Origin of the sequence: Nitritalea halalkaliphila LW7 (assembly GCF_000265075.1) — a bacterium.
GTDB classification, from domain to species: Bacteria; Bacteroidota; Bacteroidia; order Cytophagales; family Cyclobacteriaceae; genus Nitritalea; species Nitritalea halalkaliphila.
The window spans coordinates 61,528-81,060 of the sequence record NZ_AJYA01000021.1; the positions used below are offsets into that span (position 1 = coordinate 61,528).

Annotated in this window: 15 protein-coding genes and 1 pseudogene; 7 read left to right on the forward strand and 9 right to left on the reverse strand. The window is 48.4% G+C overall.

Translation table 11 applies throughout. From position 1 onward, the window contains the following. Positions 1–12 precede the first annotated feature (12 nt). The 4 genes from A3SI_RS08335 to A3SI_RS08355 all read right to left on the reverse strand — a co-directional run bounded on the left by A3SI_RS08335 (position 13) and on the right by A3SI_RS08355 (position 6,685). Positions 13–585, reverse strand: coding sequence for a helix-turn-helix domain-containing protein (locus tag A3SI_RS08335; protein ID WP_009055057.1), 573 nt, complete (start codon positions 583–585; stop codon positions 13–15). 488 nt (positions 586–1,073) lie between these two features. Continuing rightward, positions 1,074–2,258, reverse strand: coding sequence for a VOC family protein (locus A3SI_RS17330; protein WP_009055061.1), 1,185 nt, complete (start codon positions 2,256–2,258; stop codon positions 1,074–1,076). A 157-nt stretch (positions 2,259–2,415) separates the two neighbouring features. Beyond that, the gene (locus A3SI_RS08350; RefSeq protein WP_156810229.1) at positions 2,416–3,282 is read right to left on the reverse strand and encodes a hypothetical protein; all 867 of its coding nucleotides are present in this window, start codon (positions 3,280–3,282) and stop codon (positions 2,416–2,418) included. A gap of 247 nt (positions 3,283–3,529) precedes the next feature. Then, positions 3,530–6,685, reverse strand: coding sequence for a VPS10 domain-containing protein (locus A3SI_RS08355; protein WP_009055064.1), 3,156 nt, complete (start codon positions 6,683–6,685; stop codon positions 3,530–3,532). Between the two features lie 229 nt (positions 6,686–6,914). Between A3SI_RS08355 and A3SI_RS08360 the strand changes: the two are divergent. After that, positions 6,915–8,752 (forward strand): annotated as a pseudogene (locus tag A3SI_RS08360) (M1 family metallopeptidase). A gap of 165 nt (positions 8,753–8,917) precedes the next feature. On the opposite strand, the gene A3SI_RS08365 reads toward A3SI_RS08360, so the two are convergent. Together A3SI_RS08365 and A3SI_RS08370 are read right to left on the reverse strand one after the other, a co-directional pair. Further along, positions 8,918–9,097 (reverse strand): hypothetical protein, encoded by a 180-nt coding sequence (locus tag A3SI_RS08365; protein WP_009055066.1) that lies wholly within the window; start codon positions 9,095–9,097, stop codon positions 8,918–8,920. A gap of 94 nt (positions 9,098–9,191) precedes the next feature. After that, on the reverse strand, positions 9,192–10,442 hold the full coding sequence (locus A3SI_RS08370) for an aminotransferase class I/II-fold pyridoxal phosphate-dependent enzyme (RefSeq protein ID WP_009055068.1): 1,251 nt from the start codon (positions 10,440–10,442) through the stop codon (positions 9,192–9,194). Positions 10,443–10,652: 210 nt separating this feature from the next. On the opposite strand from A3SI_RS08370, the gene accC reads away from it, so the two are divergent. Genes accC through A3SI_RS08385 form a run of 4 tightly spaced genes read left to right on the forward strand, consistent with a single transcriptional unit; the run spans position 10,653 to position 14,028 of the window. Beyond that, positions 10,653–12,158 carry an acetyl-CoA carboxylase biotin carboxylase subunit gene (accC, locus tag A3SI_RS08375; RefSeq protein WP_009055070.1) on the forward strand — a complete coding sequence of 502 codons (1,506 nt, stop codon included), beginning with the start codon at positions 10,653–10,655 and terminating at the stop codon, positions 12,156–12,158. A gap of 3 nt (positions 12,159–12,161) precedes the next feature. Further along, positions 12,162–12,794, forward strand: coding sequence for a DUF1015 domain-containing protein (locus tag A3SI_RS22580; protein ID WP_316929142.1), 633 nt, complete (start codon positions 12,162–12,164; stop codon positions 12,792–12,794). Continuing rightward, positions 12,689–13,432, forward strand: a complete 744-nt coding sequence (locus tag A3SI_RS22585; protein WP_316929143.1) for a DUF1015 family protein — start codon at positions 12,689–12,691, stop codon at positions 13,430–13,432. Before A3SI_RS22580 ends, A3SI_RS22585 begins: the two co-directional genes overlap by 106 nt. After that, positions 13,429–14,028, forward strand: coding sequence for a Maf family nucleotide pyrophosphatase (locus tag A3SI_RS08385; RefSeq protein WP_009055076.1), 600 nt, complete (start codon positions 13,429–13,431; stop codon positions 14,026–14,028). The genes A3SI_RS22585 and A3SI_RS08385 overlap by 4 nt, the downstream gene beginning before the upstream one ends. 165 nt (positions 14,029–14,193) lie before the next feature. Here the strand turns inward: A3SI_RS08385 and A3SI_RS08390 are convergent, their stop codons facing one another. The 3 genes from A3SI_RS08390 to sdaAB form a co-directional block, all read right to left on the reverse strand. Further along, positions 14,194–15,489 (reverse strand): efflux RND transporter periplasmic adaptor subunit, encoded by a 1,296-nt coding sequence (locus tag A3SI_RS08390; protein ID WP_009055078.1) that lies wholly within the window; start codon positions 15,487–15,489, stop codon positions 14,194–14,196. Positions 15,490–15,523: 34 nt separating this feature from the next. Beyond that, positions 15,524–16,864, reverse strand: a complete 1,341-nt coding sequence (locus A3SI_RS08395; RefSeq protein WP_009055080.1) for a TolC family protein — start codon at positions 16,862–16,864, stop codon at positions 15,524–15,526. A 105-nt stretch (positions 16,865–16,969) separates the two neighbouring features. Beyond that, complete coding sequence (gene sdaAB / locus A3SI_RS08400; protein ID WP_009055081.1) at positions 16,970–17,644, reverse strand: L-serine ammonia-lyase, iron-sulfur-dependent subunit beta; 675 nt, start codon at positions 17,642–17,644, stop codon at positions 16,970–16,972. A 157-nt stretch (positions 17,645–17,801) separates the two neighbouring features. On the opposite strand from sdaAB, the gene A3SI_RS08405 reads away from it, so the two are divergent. Both A3SI_RS08405 and A3SI_RS08410 read left to right on the forward strand, forming a co-directional pair. Next, positions 17,802–18,641, forward strand: coding sequence for an aminotransferase class IV (locus A3SI_RS08405; RefSeq protein ID WP_156810230.1), 840 nt, complete (start codon positions 17,802–17,804; stop codon positions 18,639–18,641). Next, the gene (locus A3SI_RS08410) at positions 18,638–19,531 is read left to right on the forward strand and encodes a hypothetical protein (RefSeq protein ID WP_009055085.1); all 894 of its coding nucleotides are present in this window, start codon (positions 18,638–18,640) and stop codon (positions 19,529–19,531) included. The genes A3SI_RS08405 and A3SI_RS08410 overlap by 4 nt, the downstream gene beginning before the upstream one ends. The last annotated feature ends 2 nt before the right edge of the window (positions 19,532–19,533 follow it).

The window sequence follows — 19,533 nt, forward strand, 5'->3', positions numbered from 1 at the left end:
GCCGTTCACGTTTCACTGATCGCCAAAATAGCGTGCTCGATATTGATGAGGCGTCTCCCCTGTATGCTTTTTGAAAAACTTGACAAAATAGGATGCGTCATTAAAAGAAAAATAATCAGCGATCTGGTTAATGTTTTGATCGGTATGCAGAATAACCCGCTTTGCTTCCAGCACAAGCTGTGCGCTTATGTGCTCGGAGGCAGTGCTGCCTGTTTTCTTTTTGCAGGCCTGATTTAAATTTTGTGGAGAGGTCTGTAATAATGCCGCATAAGCCGCCACTCGATGCAGGGGCGGATGCTGCGTGGCCAGAAGGCCCAGAAAGCGGTCACAAAGCGGTTGCTCCACACCTGACTGCGTTCCCGTCCGTAGCTGCAAAGCTATTTTGGCAAGCAAGACAGACAGATATCCTTTAATGAGTGTCTCTTGCTGCGGAGTGGGTTCTTGCGCGCTATGCAAAACATCCGCTAAAATAGGCCCAACGAAAGGGTCCTTCCAATCCGAAATACGAGTTAAATCGCCCAACTGCTGGATCTGTTGGAGTAGCCTCCCTTCCTTTATAGGATCGATATAGGCTTCTTTAAACATCAACACGAAGCCTTTAGGAATAGCAGTGAACTGCCAAAAATGCAATTGACCCGGCTTTAGAAAGAAAACATCCGGAGCCTTTATTTGAAATTTCTCCGTCTCCACCAGTGAAGCCCTCCCCCTCTGCCAAATAAATGAGTTCATAATAACCCTCATGCGTATGCGGCTTGGTTTTTTTTATCAGTGGCTTAAAGCGGGAAATTTTGAAAAGTTCCTGCTTTTCTAACTTGTTAATGCTTCGAATAAGTGATTCTGCCTCCATAGCAGGTACAAGATGCATATTTTCTATCTGATTTCACATCAACTACCCCCTTTTATGACCTTCGAAAAGAAAGAAATGCCTCGTAAGCAACGAGAACACCTCTATTCCTCCACTCCGAGTACTTCCAATAAGCGCTCGTTATCTGCATGGGCAGCAAAACGATTAAATTCTAAAAAGTAACCCCCAGGATCTGTGCCTACGAAAGCTTCATAACGCCCCTCACTACCTACATACTTATTTTGATGCAGCGGGAAAGGAGAGGTAGCCTGCACATACGCATACCAGCTTCCCAGTCAGCCACTAGCAGGGCCATACTCGCCCCTTTTTTTTCAGTAAAGCGATGCATACCCCGACGCTCATCTACTAAACCAATATACCCAGTTTCAGAAGCTTGATACACATGGGCCCATCCTTGATCCACGCGTAAAGGCAGACCGATCGTTTCGGTATAAAACAAGGCAGCCTCCTGTAAATCTTCGTAGTACATCCAGTATACTGCACCATAAAATCCTTTACGCGAGGTGCTGCCCACAGAATGCAGCTCTAAAGGAGCATAGCGCCGCAGTTGCGGCAAAAGCACCTCATTTTCAGGATGCTGCTTAAAGGTCTCAAACTCTAAAAGGTATCCCTCAGGATCCACAACCACAAACCCGTCGTGAGCTGCACCCTCCTTTGGCTTATACGGATACTTGATCTCCACCCCTTCAGCCTGCAGGTAGGTATACCAGTCAGGAAGAGCATCAGTAAGCAAGGCTATGGCCACCGTTTTCGGTTCATCAGACTGATGACGACCTATAGTCGCATCTACCAGGGTAAGAAAGGCGTCCTGTGCAATACGAAAGGTCTGCGCAAAACCATAATCCGACACTTTTTCTAAACCCAGCAGTTCCCCGTAAAACTGCTCTGCTGCGGGCAAATCCTCGTAGTACAGGAAAATATTCGTTCCTTGTATTCCGAAATCGGGTAGACTACGAAAAGATGAATTTGTGGCCAAAAGCGTATTCACATATGTAGTAGGATACCCCAATAAACGTCCAAAGCGCCGCGCCACTTGTTCCTCTTCCAACTGCTCCTGGTGCTCTTTTAAATCCAAATACGCAGCTAAAGCATTCCCCTTATAAACGAGCAGCACTTCTCGGTCTGCTCCCGCCCCTGTGGGAAACAAGAGCGTGCGAATCAGAGAAGGCTCTCGGTAAAGCTCAACCCCTGCCTCTTCCGCCATACGCGTAGCTTCCTCCCAGATTTCATCTAGCTCCGAAGGGGTCATAGGCGCACTTAAAGCGATGGGCTTAACCTCTGCCGCTACCATCTCCATAAACGCGGAAAGTTGACCCAGCCGTTTAATCTTTTCTGCATCAGACTGACAGCCTAAAACCAAGAAACAAAGCAGAAGAGGTAACAAGTAGTTCATAGGGACTAGAGTTTCTGCTCAAGTTACAACATTCGCCTAAAATCCTCCAGCACTTCGACAAAAGAAATACTGGAAGAAATAAATAAGACGCTAAGGTTCACCGCCCCACTCCTTTCTTCCAGTCAGTGGCTCGCCACCCCCCTAATGGAATGCCGATTTATTCCGCACCCTGCTCTGGGAAAGCCACATGGATCTTGCCCTCGAACGGATCTAAGATAAAGAGAGAAGACTCCCGAATGATTTGATTGCCTAAAAGCACCTTGGTTTCGAAATTTCCCTCCATTTCCTTTAAGAGTGCACGCTTGATACGATGGCCAAGGAAACTGTAATCACTCACTATCTCTTCCTTGCACTCCAATGCAGATACCGCTAAGGTCGTTAATTTAGAAGCTTCTACCTGCTGATCAAGGGATACTGGCTGCTCCATAAACGCTTCTTGTCGGTAAACTGTGCTAAGCAAACTAGCATTGCGAGAACTGAACTGAGCGCGCGTCGCGGAATCGGAATCAGAATCGTCTTTTAAATCCACCACGATGTAGCCCGGCGCCCCACGGGTGTCGAAAGCCAAAGAAACAGCCCCTTCAGGTGCTTTCATATTTTCTTTACGCACCGTAACCTCTTGTTTTTCTTGATCGAAACTCCACGCTAGCTCTTGAATAATATGCAAGCCTAGCAGACCATCATAAGCAAAAAAGTCGAAGAACCCATCTTCGACCCTGGCCACCACTGCCTCCACAGAGTCCAGGCGAACACCTCCCACTTGAAAATCGAGTAAATAAACCACGTCACTAGGAACACCATTCATATTGACCTGACGATGCGGACGCAACCCCTGCTTGTTGACGAAATCTTCCTGAATAAGGGTCACCTCCGAATCCGTAGCGAAAGATAAGGTGGCAGGAACCCCCGCCGCTTGAACATCCAGAACCAGTTCCTGCCGCTCATTAAGCGAATACGTGCTTGGCTTGTGCTCCTTACAAGCTACACAGGCGACCCAAACAGATAAAAACATTAATTTACGCATAGCATAAAGAAATTAGCGGGCTGCCTCAAGGCAGCCCAAGTGAAACATTATTTAGAATTATTGCCTTTTTTCACCGTAATCGTAACCGAGCAGTCGGAGCAGTTTACATTGACCGAACTAGATCCCGGCTGATTGGTACTTGGGTAAAAGTACCCTCCTTCCGTACCTAAAAAAGAACGGAATAAAAAAAGCAGCCCAAAATTCTTGGGCTGCTCTTAAATTCGCATGCAGTTACTTCTATGAAACCTTAAAAAATCGGCTCCAACTGCATTTTACTCGCATTTACTTTTTGCTCGAAAGGCTTCCACTCTTCCTCTACAAAACGCGTATACACTTCCATCGCTTCAGCTACCGCCTCGCGCGCATGGGTAAGTAAACGCTGCTCGGTCTCTCCCGGAGCGCCGATAGAAGAAGAAGCATAGCGACGCGGTGCACTTAAATGCGACATCGTCGTCGGGAAGAGGTTGCGAACGATACCCTGACCCTCGCGCGAAGGACCATAGAAGGCCTCATTCACCGCTTTCATGGCCTCTTGGAGGGCCTTAGCCGCCTTAGCCAGCTCTTTCTGCTCCTCAGAGCTACCATCTTTTACGAAGTCCAGTACCTTTTGCGCGGCAGCGCGCATCTCAGCTACATGCCCCATCACTTCCATCACCTCAGCACTTAATGCTTCCGTTTCTTGGATAAACTGATCCCGCGCGATTAAATCGGCCTGCTTCGGATCTGTACGTGGGTCAGAGAATAAACGAATCGAAGTCTCTGCCTGCTCCTCGCCGTACTGCATGCGCACCGTATACGTTCCCGGAAGCGCTGGACCACCGCCCGCCTCATAGAAACCACGGCGCGGACGACGACTTGGCGTTTCCACACTAGCCTTCCGATCCATGCCCCAAACCACTCGGTTCAAGCCCTTCCTTGGAACAGTCTTAAACGTACGAATTACCTCGCCAGAAGAGGCTACCAGCTGAATGCTCACCGTGTCCGGCTTGCTTTTCGCCTCATCATGGAAGAAAAACTGGATCGGAGCACCGAAAGATCTGTTCTCCCCAGCATACTTAGCATCCGCCATAAAGCGCTCACCATGGGGCTGATCGATCGACACCTGATACGCATCATTCGGCTGAATCGCCGTCAACTTTGCCGCAGGCAATTTACCTCCATTCGCCGCTAAAAGGCGAAGAGGCTTCACATCATCCAAAACATAAAGCGAGCGCCCAAAGGTCCCGATCACCAAGTCCGACTCGCGCTCCTGCATGACCATATCATAGGTAGAAACCGCTTTCGGATAGCCATGACGCCACTGCTGCCAGTTTTTAGCACCATCGAAACTCACATATAGCCCGAACTCGGTCCCTAAAAACACCAAGTTCGGCTCGACAGGATCCTGTAAAATGCTCAAGGTATAGCCCCAAACCTTCGAATCATCGGCGATGCGCTCATAGGTCTTACCAAAATCCTTCGTGCGGTACGCATAGGCACTGAAGTCGTTATTACGATAATTATTCGCCACGACCCATGCTTCGCCAGCATCGTAACGGCTTGCCTGCAGCTGAGGAATCCAACTCGCCTTCGGCAGGCCACGCAGGTTCATGCTCGTATTCGTCCAAGTCTTCCCACCATCACGGGTCACCTGCACATTACCGTCATCGGTTCCCACCCAGATCACATCAGGATCTACCGGGCTCGGCGCGATGGCCAAAATAGTCGTATGATTCTCAGCCCCAGTGATATCAAAGGTCAAGCCCCCCGTTTCCTGTTGCTTCTGCTTCTCCGGATCATCTGTGGTGAGGTCTGGGCTGATAATTTCCCAGGTCTCTCCCCGATCCGTGCTCTTGTGCAGGAACTGGCTACCATAATAGATCGTGGCTGCATCGTGCGGAGACTGCGCGATCGCCGCGTTCCAGTTGAAACGTAAAAACACATCCTTATCCGGGTGCGTCGGGCGAATCACCCGCTTTTGGCCCGTTTCCTTATCGTAGCGCGCCACATTTCCCCCCTGCGACATGGCATAACCATAGCGCGAATCTTCTGGATCCGGCACCACATCGAAGCCATCACCGAACATAAGCTCCTGCCAGTAGGTGTTGCGAATCCCATCGCGACGCCACACATAAGCAGGACCCACCCAGCTGCCATTATCCTGAAGGCCACCATAAATATTATAAGGTAGCTCATTGTCCACATTCACATGGTACCACTGGCCTACAGGCAGGCCTTCGGCAAAGTACCAGGTCTTGCCCCCATCGCGTGTGATGTTTAGGCCACCATCATTCCCATCGATCATAAACTTAGGATCTTCTGGGTGAATATACCAAGCATGGTGATCCGGGTGTACCCCGCTGTAGCTCAGCAGCTGACGAAAACTTCTGCCCCCATCCTCACTCATGCCCACTCGGGAATACAGTGTGTACAGGCGGTCCTCATTTTTCGGATCGGCATAAATCTCAAAATAATAGAATGGCCTATCGCCGATTTCTGGCTTGTCATTCACCATGCGGAAATTTTTTCCGCCGTCCTGCGACACGTAAAGCGCATTCTTGGAAGATTCCACCAGCGCATAGACCTTTTGAGAATTCGCCTTCGAAATCGCTAAGCCCATGCGGCCAAGATCGCCCTTAGGCAAGCCATTCTTATCGTCTAAGCGCTTCCAGTTGTCCCCACCATCGATGGTCACATACAAGCCAGAAGAAGCTCCTCCTGAGGTAAAAAACCAAGGATAGCGTCTGTGCTCCCACATATTGACGAAAAGCTTGTTTGGATTATTGGGATCCATAATCATCTCTCCCACACCTGTTTTTTCATCTACATACAGGATTTTCTTCCACGTCTTTCCGCCGTCCGTAGTTTTATACACGCCACGCTCTTCCTGCGTCCCCCATGGAGAACCGATCGCTCCCACATAAACCGTGTTCGGATCATCCGGATGCACGATGATGCGGTGAATCGCACGCGTTTTCTCTAAGCCCATCAGCTCCCAGGTCTCGCCCGCATCTAAAGAGCGGTACACGCCATAGCCTAAATTAAGTGAGTTCCGCGGATTTCCTTCCCCAGTTCCCACCCAAATGATGTTTGGATTTTTCTGATAGATACTGATCGCACCGATACTATGTACTTTTTCCTCATCGAAAATCGGCTCCCAGGTGATCCCTCCTGAGGTAGACTTCCATATCCCCCCCGAGGCCGCCCCCGCATAGATAATATTCGGATTCGCATGCACCGCGTCGATGGCAGTGATTCGCCCACTCATGGCGGAAGGCCCTATGGAGCGCGCCTTCATCGGCGCAAAAAGGTCCAGGTCAACCCCTTCCTGGGCATGGGTACTTTGGGCGAAGCCCCCGAAGAGGAGCAGCAGCCAAAGCGCCTTCCAGTAGTGGCCGAAGCTGTGGTAGAAACTTTTCATCATATTCTTTTAAAATTTATCACCAAAAAAGATGATTCTTTCGTGGCCAGCCTACCGCTTTTTATTTAAAGGAAAAATAGGGGGATAAATGGGTGCCCGAAGGCCGAGGCCAAAACAAATGCGGTATTTTACAGGACTGGTTTTGGGGGCTACTTAAATTTGCTTTATTTTATGGCAAAAAAAGAAGCTAATCATGCAGAGAAATGTGATTTTAGGAGCAGCCGTCTGGCTGATGGCCTGTATCTCCCTGGCAGAAGCGCAGGTGGAACGCTGGCAGCAGCGTGTAAAATACGACATGGATGTCACCATGAACACGGAAACCAACCGCTACCGAGGTACCCAGCAGCTGGCCTACACGAATAACTCTCCCGACACGCTAACCCGTGCTTTTTACCACCTATACTATAATGCCTTTCAGCCGGGCAGCATGATGGATGTACGCTCACGCACCATCGGAGATCCGGACCGCCGCGTGATGGACCGTATCGCCAACTTAAAAGCGGATGAAATCGGGTATCTACAGGTAGAAAAGCTCTCCATGAATGGCAAGCCAGTACCTTTCGAACATGTGGAAACCATCCTGGAAGTGAACCTCACAGAGCCGATCTTACCCGGTCAGACCGTGGTATTCGACATGGAATTTGAGGGGCAGGTCCCCCTGCAAATCCGACGTGCAGGGCGTGATAACCGCGAAGGTATCCGCTACTCCATGGCGCAGTGGTACCCGAAAATGGCCGCTTACGATGTGCGCGGCTGGCATGCCAATCCCTACATCGGCCGTGAATTTTATGGTAACTTCGGTGAGTTCGACGTAAAAATCACCATCGATAAGGACTATACAGTAGGGGGCACTGGCTACCTGAAAAATGCGAATGAAATCGGACATGGCTACGAAGACGCTGGCGTGAAAGTCCCTCAGCCTAGCGGCAAAACCTTGACCTGGCACTTCCACGCGCCGGACGTACATGACTTTATGTGGGCCGCTGACCCGAACTATACACACGAAAAAATCCAAATGGAGAATGGAGGGCCGATGGTGCACTTCCTTTACGTGAAAAATGAGCAGACAGAAGAAAATTGGGCCAAACTAAAGCCTTACACAGTAGATGCCATCGCGTATATGTCAGAAAATTTTGGCACCTACCCGTACAAGCAGTTTAGTGTGATCCAAGGTGGAGATGGAGGCATGGAGTACCCCATGGCTACTTTAGTCACGGGGCATCGTAACCTACGTAGCCTCGTGGGGGTGACCGTTCATGAGCTGATTCACATGTGGTACTATGGCGTCTTAGGCTTTAACGAGTCTTCGGAGCTTGGCTGGATGAAGGCTTCACCACTTGGGGCACGAACGTGGTCATGAATGCTGTCTTCGACAAAGGAGACGAAGATAGCTTCATCCAAGGGGGAAATTATGGCAGCTACTTCCGTCTGGAAGCTTCTGGAAGAGAGGAACCGCTAACCACACATGCTGACCATTATCAGTTTAATGCAGCCTATGGAGCAGGGACTTATTCGAAAGGTGCTGTATTCGTGGAGCAGCTGGCCTATATCATCGGAAAAGAAAACTTTAAAAAGGGCATGCTTCGCTTATGGAATGACTGGCAGTTCAAGCATCCCAACGGAAACGACGTTATTCGTGTGATGGAAAAGGTATCCGGCTTGGAATTAGACTGGTATTTAGACTATTTCGTGGCGTCCACGAAGTCTGTAGATTACGGTATCCGCGCGGTAACGCCGGCTTCAGAACCCGGTAAGACTTCCATTGCCTTAGAGCGTGTGGGATTAATGCCGATGCCTTTAGACATCGTAGTGACGTATAAGGATGGCTCCCAAGAGACTGTTTATCTACCACTGGTCATCCAGCGAGGAGATAAGCCAGAAGAAGCAGGTAAGCCGAAGCGTGTACATACAGAACGCTGGCCATGGACGAACACCGAAAAAACCATCACAATCGACCGTGACTTTACCGCTATCGAGAAGGTGGAAATCGACCCGAGCCTTCGCTTAGCAGACACCAACAGAGAGAATAATGTTTTCCTCATCGGTGGCGCAGTAGAAGACAAACGTTAATCGATGCACAGACGACTACCCGAGGCGTGTAGAAGTAGAAACGCTTCGGGTAGCCTCGTACGAATACCATGACCAAGAGCCAAAAAAGCCAGCTGTTACATGCAGCTGGCTTTTTTTAGTTTGTGCGTATACGGTATAAAGATTTAACCTAAAGGAAATAGCTTATCAACCTTCCGCATTTTTAATATCTTGTACTTCTTTTCGGATATCCTGCGCTAAGTTTTTGATGTCTTGCATCCCTTTTCTCACGCGTGTACCTGCAGCTTGATTCTTTTTGTCGTAAAACTTCTCAAAATCAGCCTCAAGGCTTAATACTAACTCCTTAATTTCGTTAAATCTGTTCATAAAAATTTAATTTTTAGGTTGATGTTCATGAATGCTGCATTAAAGTAAATAAAAGTCTACGCAAAATGCATGCATTTTCAGAGTTTTTTTTTGATTATTCGCCAAAAGACATGGCCAATTCTGTTTGTTTGTAGTATCCACTGCTCAGCTTATTCTTGATCGCTTCGAAGGCTGTAATGGTCTCTTCCACATCCTCAAGTGTATGCACCGCTGTAGGAATTAGCCTTAAAATAATCATGCCCTTAGGTACTACAGGATAAATCACCACAGAACAGAAAATATTATACGTTTCGCGTAAATCCTTGCTCAGCGTAGCCGCTTCCCCTACGGTACCATTTAACACCACAGGAGTTACGGGAGAGTTAGAATTACCGATGCTAAATCCTTTCGCGATTAAGCCCGATTTCAGTGCATTCACAACCTTCCAAAGATTATCTTTTAATTCAGGGCGTGTGCGCAGCAACTCCAATCGCTTCAGTGCACCCTCTACCAAAAGCATAGGAAGTGACTTGGCGAAAATCTGAGAGCGCATGTTGTACTTCAAGTAATGAATCACAGGAGCATCTCCAGCGATAAAAGCTCCTATAGAAGCCATGGATTTAGCGAATGTGGAGAAATACAAGTCGATTTCTTTTTGCACCCCTTGTTCTTCACCGGTACCGGCACCCGTTTTCCCCATGGTCCCGAAACCATGCGCATCATCTACTAGGAGACGGAAATTGTATTTTTTCTTCAGCGCTACAATCTCTGCTATCTTTCCTTGGTCGCCTGTCATACCGAAAACGCCCTCGGTGATGAGAAGAATGCCTCCCCCCTGCTCTTCAGCTAACTTGGTAGCACGCTGCAACTGTTTTTCGCAGTTTTCAATGTCGTTATGCGGGAATACATAGCGCTTACCAAGATGCATGCGCAGGGCATCGATGATACAGGCATGACACTCGGCATCGTACACGACTACATCTTTACGGTCTAAAAGTGCATCGATGACAGACATAATACCCTGATAACCGTAGTTCAGGAGGTAGGCGGATTCTTTCGCTACGAACTCAGCTAGTTCCCGCTCCAGCTGCTCGTGCAGGTCTGTCTGGCCCGACATCATGCGTGCACCCATCGGATAGGCCGCACCCCATTTGGCAGCAGCAGCAGCATCCGCCTCTCTGATTTCAGGATGATTCGCTAAGCCTAAGTAATTGTTCAAGCTCCAGGTCAACACTTCTTTTCCCTTAAACTGCATGCGGGGCGCGATTTCGCCCTCGAGTTTAGGAAACATAAAATAACCTTCTGAAAGCTCAGAGTGCTTTCCTAAGGGACCTAAATTAGTCTTCAGTTTATCAAATAAATCCAATTTTTTAAAACGTTTAAGTTTCACATGCATTTAAGACCGCTGTTCCTAAAAAGCAGCAGTTCATGGGCGATTTCGACCGTTTAACTCGGCGAAATTAACATAAATCACTTGCATCCACAAAATTCCCGCCTTTTTTGCGAAAATCTTTTCATAATCCGTATTTATTTAGTTAATTCGTAAGCCAAGTGAAATAAAGCAACCAAAAACTTAATGGGAAAGATAAATAAGCTTCTTGTCGCTAATCGCGGAGAGATAAGTCTGCGTATTATGCGGACTGCCAAAGAAATGGGCATTAAAACAGTGGCAGTCTATTCAGAGGCCGATCGTCATGCGCCTCATGTTAAATTCGCGGACGAAGCGGTGTGCTTAGGCCCCCCTCCCTCTTCACAATCTTACCTACTCGGAGACAAGATTATCGAAGTATGTAAAGAACTGGGCGTGGATGCGATTCACCCGGGTTACGGATTTTTATCAGAAAACGCCACATTCGCTAAAAATGTTACCGATGCAGGCCTCATATTCGTAGGACCCAGCCCAGAGGCCATCGAAGTGATGGGGTCTAAGCTGGCTGCTAAAAATGCGGTTAGCAAGTACGATATCCCTATGGTACCCGGTACAGACCATGCGATCACAGATATCCCAGCTGCTAAAGCCCTCGCCAAAGAAATCGGCTATCCGATTTTAGTTAAAGCCAGCGCCGGTGGTGGCGGTAAAGGCATGCGCATCGTGGAAGCAGAAGAAGAATTCGAGGAGCAGATGCAGCGCGCCATCTCAGAGGCGCAGTCAGCCTTCGGAGATGGAGCAGTCTTTATCGAAAAATTTATTACCTCTCCGAAACACATCGAAATCCAAGTGCTCGGAGACACCCATGGGAATATCGTGTACCTTTTCGAAAGAGAATGCTCGGTGCAGCGTAGACACCAGAAGGTAATCGAAGAAGCACCTTCACCGGTAGTTTCCCCAGAAATGCGTAAAGCCATGGGGGAAGCCGCCGTGAAAGTAGCCAAAGCCTGTAACTACTACGGTGCAGGAACAGTGGAATTTATCGTCGATGAAGACTTGAATTTCTACTTCCTGGAAATGAACACCCGCTTGCAGGTAGAGCATCCTGTGACAGAAATGATCTCCGGTAAGGACCTGGTGAAAGAGCAAATACACATTGCCGAAGGCCATCCCCTCCCCTTTACGCAGGACGATTTAAAGATAAATGGACACTCCTTCGAGGTGCGCGTCTATGCTGAGGATCCACGTAATAACTTCCTTCCGGACATCGGGACGCTGACGACCTATAGACGTCCTTTCGGTCCAGGGATTCGGGTGGATGATGGCTTCGAAGAGGGCATGGAGATACCGATCTATTACGATCCGATGATTTCTAAGCTAATCGTGCATGACGAAACGCGCGAGAAGGCGATCGAAAAAATGATTCAAGCGATTAACGACTACAGCATCAGCGGCATCGAAACTACGCTAACTTTTTGTAAGTTTGTGCTTAAGCATGAGGTCTTCCGCAGCGGGAAGTTTGACACCAAGTTTATCGAAAAATATTTTACTCCTGACAAGTTAGACCCAGACTGGACAGCGGACGAACAAAAACTTTTGGCGGCGCTGGCAGTTCATGTGGTAGAAGAGAAAAAACAAGCTATTCGTAACTTTAACACCACCCAAAACGGTACCTCACGTGTGAGATCCAACTGGAAGAGCCGTTTACGTTAATCTATGGCAGAAATCATTCCCATAAAGGCTTGGAGATACCATCCAAGCCTTCATGCATCTATAGAGGAGCTTTTGTCTCCTCTTTTTGATGTAGTCTCTCCGAGACAAAGAGAGGCACTCTACAGAAACCCAAATAACAGCATCCATCTATCCGTTCCCAGGGGCGAACATCCCGAACAGGACGCCGCACTTACCTTGGCACGGTGGAAGGCAGAAGAGATTATCGTGCAGGATGAAGCACCCGGCATTTACGTCTACTACCAGTACTTCACCCTGCCCGGACAGCGGAAAGAGTCCTGTAGAAAGGGCATTATCGCTCACATAAAAGCCTATGACTGGGAAGAAGGCCAAATCCTACGTCATGAAAACACGATCACGCATGCTGTGGAAGATCGGCTGCGCCTACTGCGCGCGACGAAATTACAAGCCAGCCCTACACATGGCCTGTATGAGGATCCAGAAGGCATCCTGGATGGCTATGTGAGCGAGGCCATGGAAAGCCCACTGATCGATGTAGAAGACTATCAGGCGTGCGCGAAGTACTGGGCGTCATTCGAGACCCGGAAAAAGTCGCTAAAATCTGCCGGTTTATGCGCTCGAAAAAAATTATCCTCGCAGATGGCCATCATCGCCTAGAGAGCGCCATCGCCTATAAAAAAGAGCGTGCCGCCGACCCTAAGGCCAGCCCAGAAGAAAAAGCCGCGGCTTCGTATCACCTCATGTACTTAACGAATGCACATACCCCAGATCTGCGCATTCTGCCCACGCATAGGCTGTGGACCAACTTCCTACCCGAGGAAATGCTGCTGGAAAAACTCAGCCCCTATTTCCATATCCGCCAACTGTACGACAAAACGGAGATGGAGGAACTGATCTTGCAACGGCCTTATGCTTTTGGCCTTGTGACGGCACAGAACGCCTATAAAATCCGGTTAAAAGAAGGCCTTTGGGAATACGCCCACCCTATATGGCCCGAGAAAGTAAAAAAACTGGATCTCAGCATCCTCCATTACTTTGCTTTCGAAAAGGCGCTAGGGATGCCGATGGAAGAACAGCGGACCTCAACTCATCTGCGCTATGAGCGTAATTTAAACCGCTGCTATGAGGCGGCTGCCAAAGGCCCTGAAGTAGCCTTTATCACGAAAGAAATCAGCATGCAGGAGGTGCTGGATGTCTGCCATAGCGGCTATACCCTGCCGCAAAAAAGCACCTTCTTCTTCCCGAAAACCGTTTCGGGCCTTCTTTTTGCCTCCTTAGAACCAGAAACACCGTGACAGAAGCTTTACAAAAAAAACTCCATGGCTACTCCCTGACTTTAGGATCAGGATCCCCGAGACGGAAAGAGCTGCTCGCAGGACTGCACCTTCCCTTCACCGTGCGCACGCTTAAAACAGAGGAAGATTTTCCAGACACACTCCCCGCCCTTCAGGTAGCCCCCTATCTGGCCGAAAAAAAAGCGCAAGCTTTTCGAGACACCGTGGCTGCAAAGGAAATTATCCTAACAGCGGATACAGTCGTCATCGCCGAAAACAACATCCTAAATAAACCCGCCGAAGCCTCCGAAGCCTCCGAAATGCTACACCTGCTTTCGGGAAAAACGCACACCGTCTGCACAGGGTTTAGCTTGCTTTTCGAAGGGCAGCTCTACACGCAGGCTGACGAGGTAAAAGTAGACATGCTCCCACTAAGTGCCGAGGCCATCGCTTATTACATCGAAACGGCCCGTCCCTACGATAAAGCAGGTGCCTATGGCATCCAAGAATGGATCGGGCATATCGGCGTAAAAGCCATCCATGGCTCTTTTTACACCGTGATGGGCCTGCCCGTGCACCTGGTCTACAGCGCACTTCTTCAGCTGCTCAGTCGCTAAAAAAGCTGCTCTGAATGACTTCAGAGGGACTGTTGGAAAGGAAGTCGAAAAGAAAATCCATGATAACCAAGGAAGAAATCGTATAAAAAAAGCCACTGCTTTCGAGACAGTGGCTTTTTTATTTCTTTGCCCGTAGGGCAAAACCTGAGTAATTCTTATCCTTCCTTAGGGTCTGCCTTCCATCAGGCGAACACTTTCGCCATCACGAAGGGTCTTCGAAACGGAGATGTATGGCCCTGAGATGATTTTATCGCCCTCAGCCACACCTTCTAAGATTTCAATGTTATCAAAATCAGCAATGCCTGTTTTTACAGGTACTAAAACCGCTTTGCCTTCACTGTACTTAAAGACCAGCGTCTTGGCACGGGTGGAGCCATCCGGAAGTGTATCGAGCTGCGCCTCACGCGTGGTCACCGCTGCCAAAGGAACCGATAAAGCCTTCTCCTTTTTCTGTGTGATAATATCCACACTGGCCGTCATCCCAGGACGGAATGGAAAACGGTTACGCTCACTCACCAGGTGCATGTAGCTCTCATTTAAGATACGAATACGTACCTCGAATTCCGTTACCGCATCCATACTGGCTTTTTCATTAGAGGAATTCGCGATCGAGGTAACAATCCCCTTAAAACGCTGTCCATTCGCACTATAAGAATCCACCTCGATTAAGGTCGTATCACCGAAGTTTATACGGACGATATCGTTCTCATTTACATTTACGCGCACTTCCATCCGGGAGAGATCAGCTAAGCGAAGCATCTCTGTACCCGCCATCTGCTGCGTACCTACCACACGTTCGCCTTTTTCCACTAATAGCTTACTCACTACCCCATTTACAGGACTATATACATTCGTCAAGCGTAAGTTTTCAGCAGCCTCCGCTACAGTCGCCTCCGCACTTTTAATCACATACTGCGCGGCTAAAACACTTTGCTCTGCCGCATACAAGTCATTCTGGGCAGTAAGGAAATTAGCATTAATCTGCTCGAAATCCGCTTCGGAAATGACGCCGTCCTTAAACAGCTTTTCATTTCGCTTAAACTCTAGCTCGGCACGAACAAACTGGGCTTCTGCACGCTTTAAATTCGCCTCAGACTGGGCTAAATTAGCCTTATTTTGATTTAACTGCGCACGGCTCCTGTCCAGTGCAGAAATAAAGTTATCGGGACGAATCTTTACTAAAAGATCATTTACCTTCACACTATCTCCCTCTAGCACATTCAGCTCGATGATCTCGCCTGCCACATCTGGACTAAGTTTCACCTCTATCTCCGGCTGAATAACACCTGAAGCGCTCACTTTTTCCGTAATAGTAGCCAATTTTGCTTCTTTTACTTCCACTATTACCTCGCGCTCGCCTCCGATCCAACCCATCGACTTACCGATAAGTATAAAAAGGACAATAAGAACTAAAAGTCCACCTAAAATAGGTAGTAACTTGCTCGATTTTTTCTTTGCCATGATATGCTTAATTGAATTTTGCTGGGTTATGGTTCTAAAACTCTAATGGATTACCGAGGTAAAAATCTAAGACCTTCACCTTGAAAATAAAATCAAACTTTGCATTAGACAGATCCGCCTGCGCATTAAATAAATTATTCTGAGCGATCTGATAGTCCGCAGAGTTAATAGCCCCCGAATCAAAGCGCTGCTGCGCAATTCTAAAAGCTTCTTCCAAACTCGCTACGCGACGAACGGACGCATTATAGGACTGGCGTGCCGCAAAAGCGTTCGTATAGGCAGACTCTATATCCTGTAAAATCTGGTTTCGCGTCTCTACCTCCTGAATCTCACTCAGACGTTTCTGAAGGCGTGCTCGCTGTAAGCCAGCCTTATTTCGAAAGTTTGAGAAAATCGGAATACTTAAGTTGACATTCGCGGACTGAGAAAGATTGTTTTCTAACTGTGTGCCGAAAGGATCACGCTCTCCTAAAAATATCCGGTCTACATAGTTGGTAAAGATATTTACCCCAAGCGATAGGGAAGGTAAAAAGGCCCCTCTCGCTATTTTAATTCCATATTCTGCACTCTCTATCCCTAATTCAGCCGCTCGCATCTCAGGCAAGGTCTCCATGGCGATATAAAAAATCTCCTCGACGGAGTTTTGAGTTAATGTGAAGTTTTCTGCCTCTAACTTCGGAGCAAAAATGTTAAAATCCTCAGAAAAAGGAATTTGCATCGCTTGCGCCAGTTGTAATCGTGCGATTCGCAGATTATTACGCGTGTTTATCACGTCCAGCTCATTCGTGGCCAACTGTGCTTCCAGATCCAGCTGACTGGCGAGAGGAAGAGATCCGGCCTCTACCAGCTTTCTCGTTACACCTAACTGCTCCTCCGTGATGCTAAGCTGATTCTCCGCGATATTACGCTGCTCCTGAGCGAATAATATGTTCACGAACAGATTAATAACATTTAAAGAAATATTATTCCTCGTGGCCTCCACATTATACTGTCCGACACGAATGTTGGTTTTGGCCTGCTGCGCAGAATAATGAATTTGACCGCCCTGAAAAACAGGCATACCGGAATTCGCAGTCAGGTTCACGTTACCGATACGATCCGTTTCGAAAAGGTTGGTAACCGGGTTAATCGAACGACCCCAGCGAAAGCCTGTACTCGCACCTGCGGAAAGCGAGGGCAAACGCTGGCCTTGGGTTTGTAAGAGGTTAATCTCCTCCTGGGCCAGACTAACTTCGGTTCGCTTTAAGTTTAGATTGTTTTCTAAGGCGACTTCGATACAGGTGCGTAAATCCAATCGATCCACCCGCATCTGCTGCGCTTCCACTTGCCCCATAAAAAAACAGAGGGCCACTAATCCGTAAATATACTTTTTCATAAACGTCGTATGGTTTTCATCATATGCTTTATTAAGTGGTTCAATTTTCAAATGAAAATAAAATTCAACTGACCAAGATTCCCTTTGTCTATCGCTGCAGCTTCCCTACATATCGATATCGGGGATATAAATAAGCTCCTGCACCCACTGTATACTTTTAAGGTACATCACAGTAATATCAGGAATACCGGAGTCCAGCTCGATTACGTGACAGGCACGGTCATGCTTTCCCTTTCGAGAAACAGACATGGTCGCGATATTTGCCTTTTCCTGTGCCAGTACCGAAGCGATAAAAGCGATGGCTCCATGCGTATCCTCAGCCTTAATAATTAAGGTATGCGCTGCAGCGGAAAAGTTGGCATGAAACCCATCTACACGTGAAATATTAATCAAGCCACCCCCTAAACTTTCGCCGATGACCTCCACCTGCCTGTCCCCTTTGCGCAGCAGCAGCCGTACCGTATTCGGGTGATAGGTAGAAGCATTTCCCACCGACTTAAAGGTATAGACGAGTCCTTTTTCCTTGGCTAAATCCAGAGACTGCTTGATCCGCGCATCGTCTGTCTTAAAGTCTAATAGCCCGCCGATAATCGCGCGGTCGCTGCCGTGTCCCTCATAGGTGCGGGCAAAAGAATTATAAAAGGTAATCTCCGCATGCTCCGGAATACCCCCTAACACACGTACAGCAGCACGCCCTATGCGCACGACACCCGCCGTATGGGAAGAGGAAGGCCCGATCATAACGGGACCGATCATATCGAAAATGCCACTTTTGCTCATAAATCTAGTTCTGCTGGCCAAAAACAATGCTAATATAGAAAGAAAGCGTACGTGAAAAAGGGGAGAAGCATTTAAAAGCAGGAAAAACTATTTTAAGCGTAAAATTTTCACTTCTTTTAAGGAAGAAAACCAAACGCTAGTGCAAACCTGTTCGCTGATGAACGATAAAGTGTACGATTTCGAGACAATCTACCTCCTCCGTGTCGAGGGATCTTGGCAGCTCGCTGAGGCACTGCCACCCAACAGGGGCTTCTTTTTCGGAGAAAACAGTTTCGAGACCATGTGCTGGGCAGAAGACCGCCTCTTATTTCAAGCTTTACATGGGGAAAGAAGAAAAAAAGCCTGCCAAATTTTTGACTGGCCGGAAAAGACACTTTCCTCCTTCAGTGACATGGAAAGCTGCATCCGGCAGTACCTTCCAGCGCACTGTAAGCGTGCCCGTGTACGCTATGACGTATGTAAAAGCGGACAGGGACTCTACCTCTCCACGGAAGCCCCCCTGCTGGAATGGATCAGCCTGAACCCTTGGCGCGAGGCGCCCACACGAAAAGCGAAAGCCGCATGGAGTGAGGAACTTAGCGTACCCCTTACCCCCTGGTCAGCAGTAAAAACAGGAAGTGCACTCGTCTACGTGTGGGCCGCTCGGGAAAAAAAACGTAGAGGGCTGGACGAACTGCTGCTACGAAATAGCCGAGGAGAAATTTGTGAATGTGCGGCTTCTAACGTATTTTGGAGTGATGGAGAGCAGATTTTCACACCTGCCTTAAGCAGCGGATGCATCGCTGGAATCGGGAGAGAAAGAATTAAACAAGCCACCCAACAGGCAGGTTTAACGTTTATAGAGGGCTTGTTTTTACCTGAAATACTCGAACGTGCTCCCTATGTGTGGACCAGTAATGTGACCGGCATAAGTTGGGTGCAGCAGCTCGAAGGCCGAGACCTGCTTAACCCACTAGAAAAATTTCCTTTCTTACGGACCTTAACCCTACCTGAATGATGCACAAGCTACTCCCCTTCTTTTTCCTCCTCACGATAGGTCTGAGTCTAGTGGCCTGCAAGTCAGATATCGCACGTGAAGGCATCGACTTTACTACATGGGGCGGCTACTGGTTTAAAGGAGAAGCAGAAATCACCTCCTTCACCCTAGAGCAGGCCCGCTATGGGGAAGTACATCCAGGGGAGGCCGTTCTGATCTATGTGACCGAAGATTTCTCCAAGAAAAAACAGGTGAAACTCGATGACCCTAGGGGCAAGGACGTGCTAAATGTCCTGAAATTAAACAGCATACGCGAATTCGAGACAGGAGTATATAAATACAATACCATGGTCAGCATCTTCACGCCCACTAAAGTACAGCGTGCCAGCCCGAAAATTACCGCCAGTGTCCAAGAATGGTGCGGCCAAAGTTTTACACAGCTCAACCATAACAGCGACGATGGCTACAGCTGGCGCATGTATTCCTACTTCGAATCGGAAGGAGATCAGAGTGGCTCCGTAAATGGGCTTGCAGAAGATGAGCTTTGGACCCTGCTCCGCATCCAGCCGGAGGCCATCCCCACGGGCAGCGTCAAGCTATTCCCTTCCGTGCTGGAAAATCGCCTGCGCCACGTTCCGATCGAAGCACATGAAGCCTTTATCCGGATTCAAGATATATCGGAGTCGCGGCGACAGCTTGAGGTGACCTATGGCGATACAGGAAGAACGCTTAAAATCGACTTCCTCAGCGCGTTCCCACATGAAATTCTCGGCTGGGAGGAGTCCCAAAGCGAAAAGGGCGGCGGAATCATCCGGACGAAAGCGACCCGAAAGGCCATAAAAAAGCAGGCCTACTGGAAAAATAACCGACTCGAAGACAGCTTCTTACGCCAAGAGCTGAAGCTTCGCTAAGG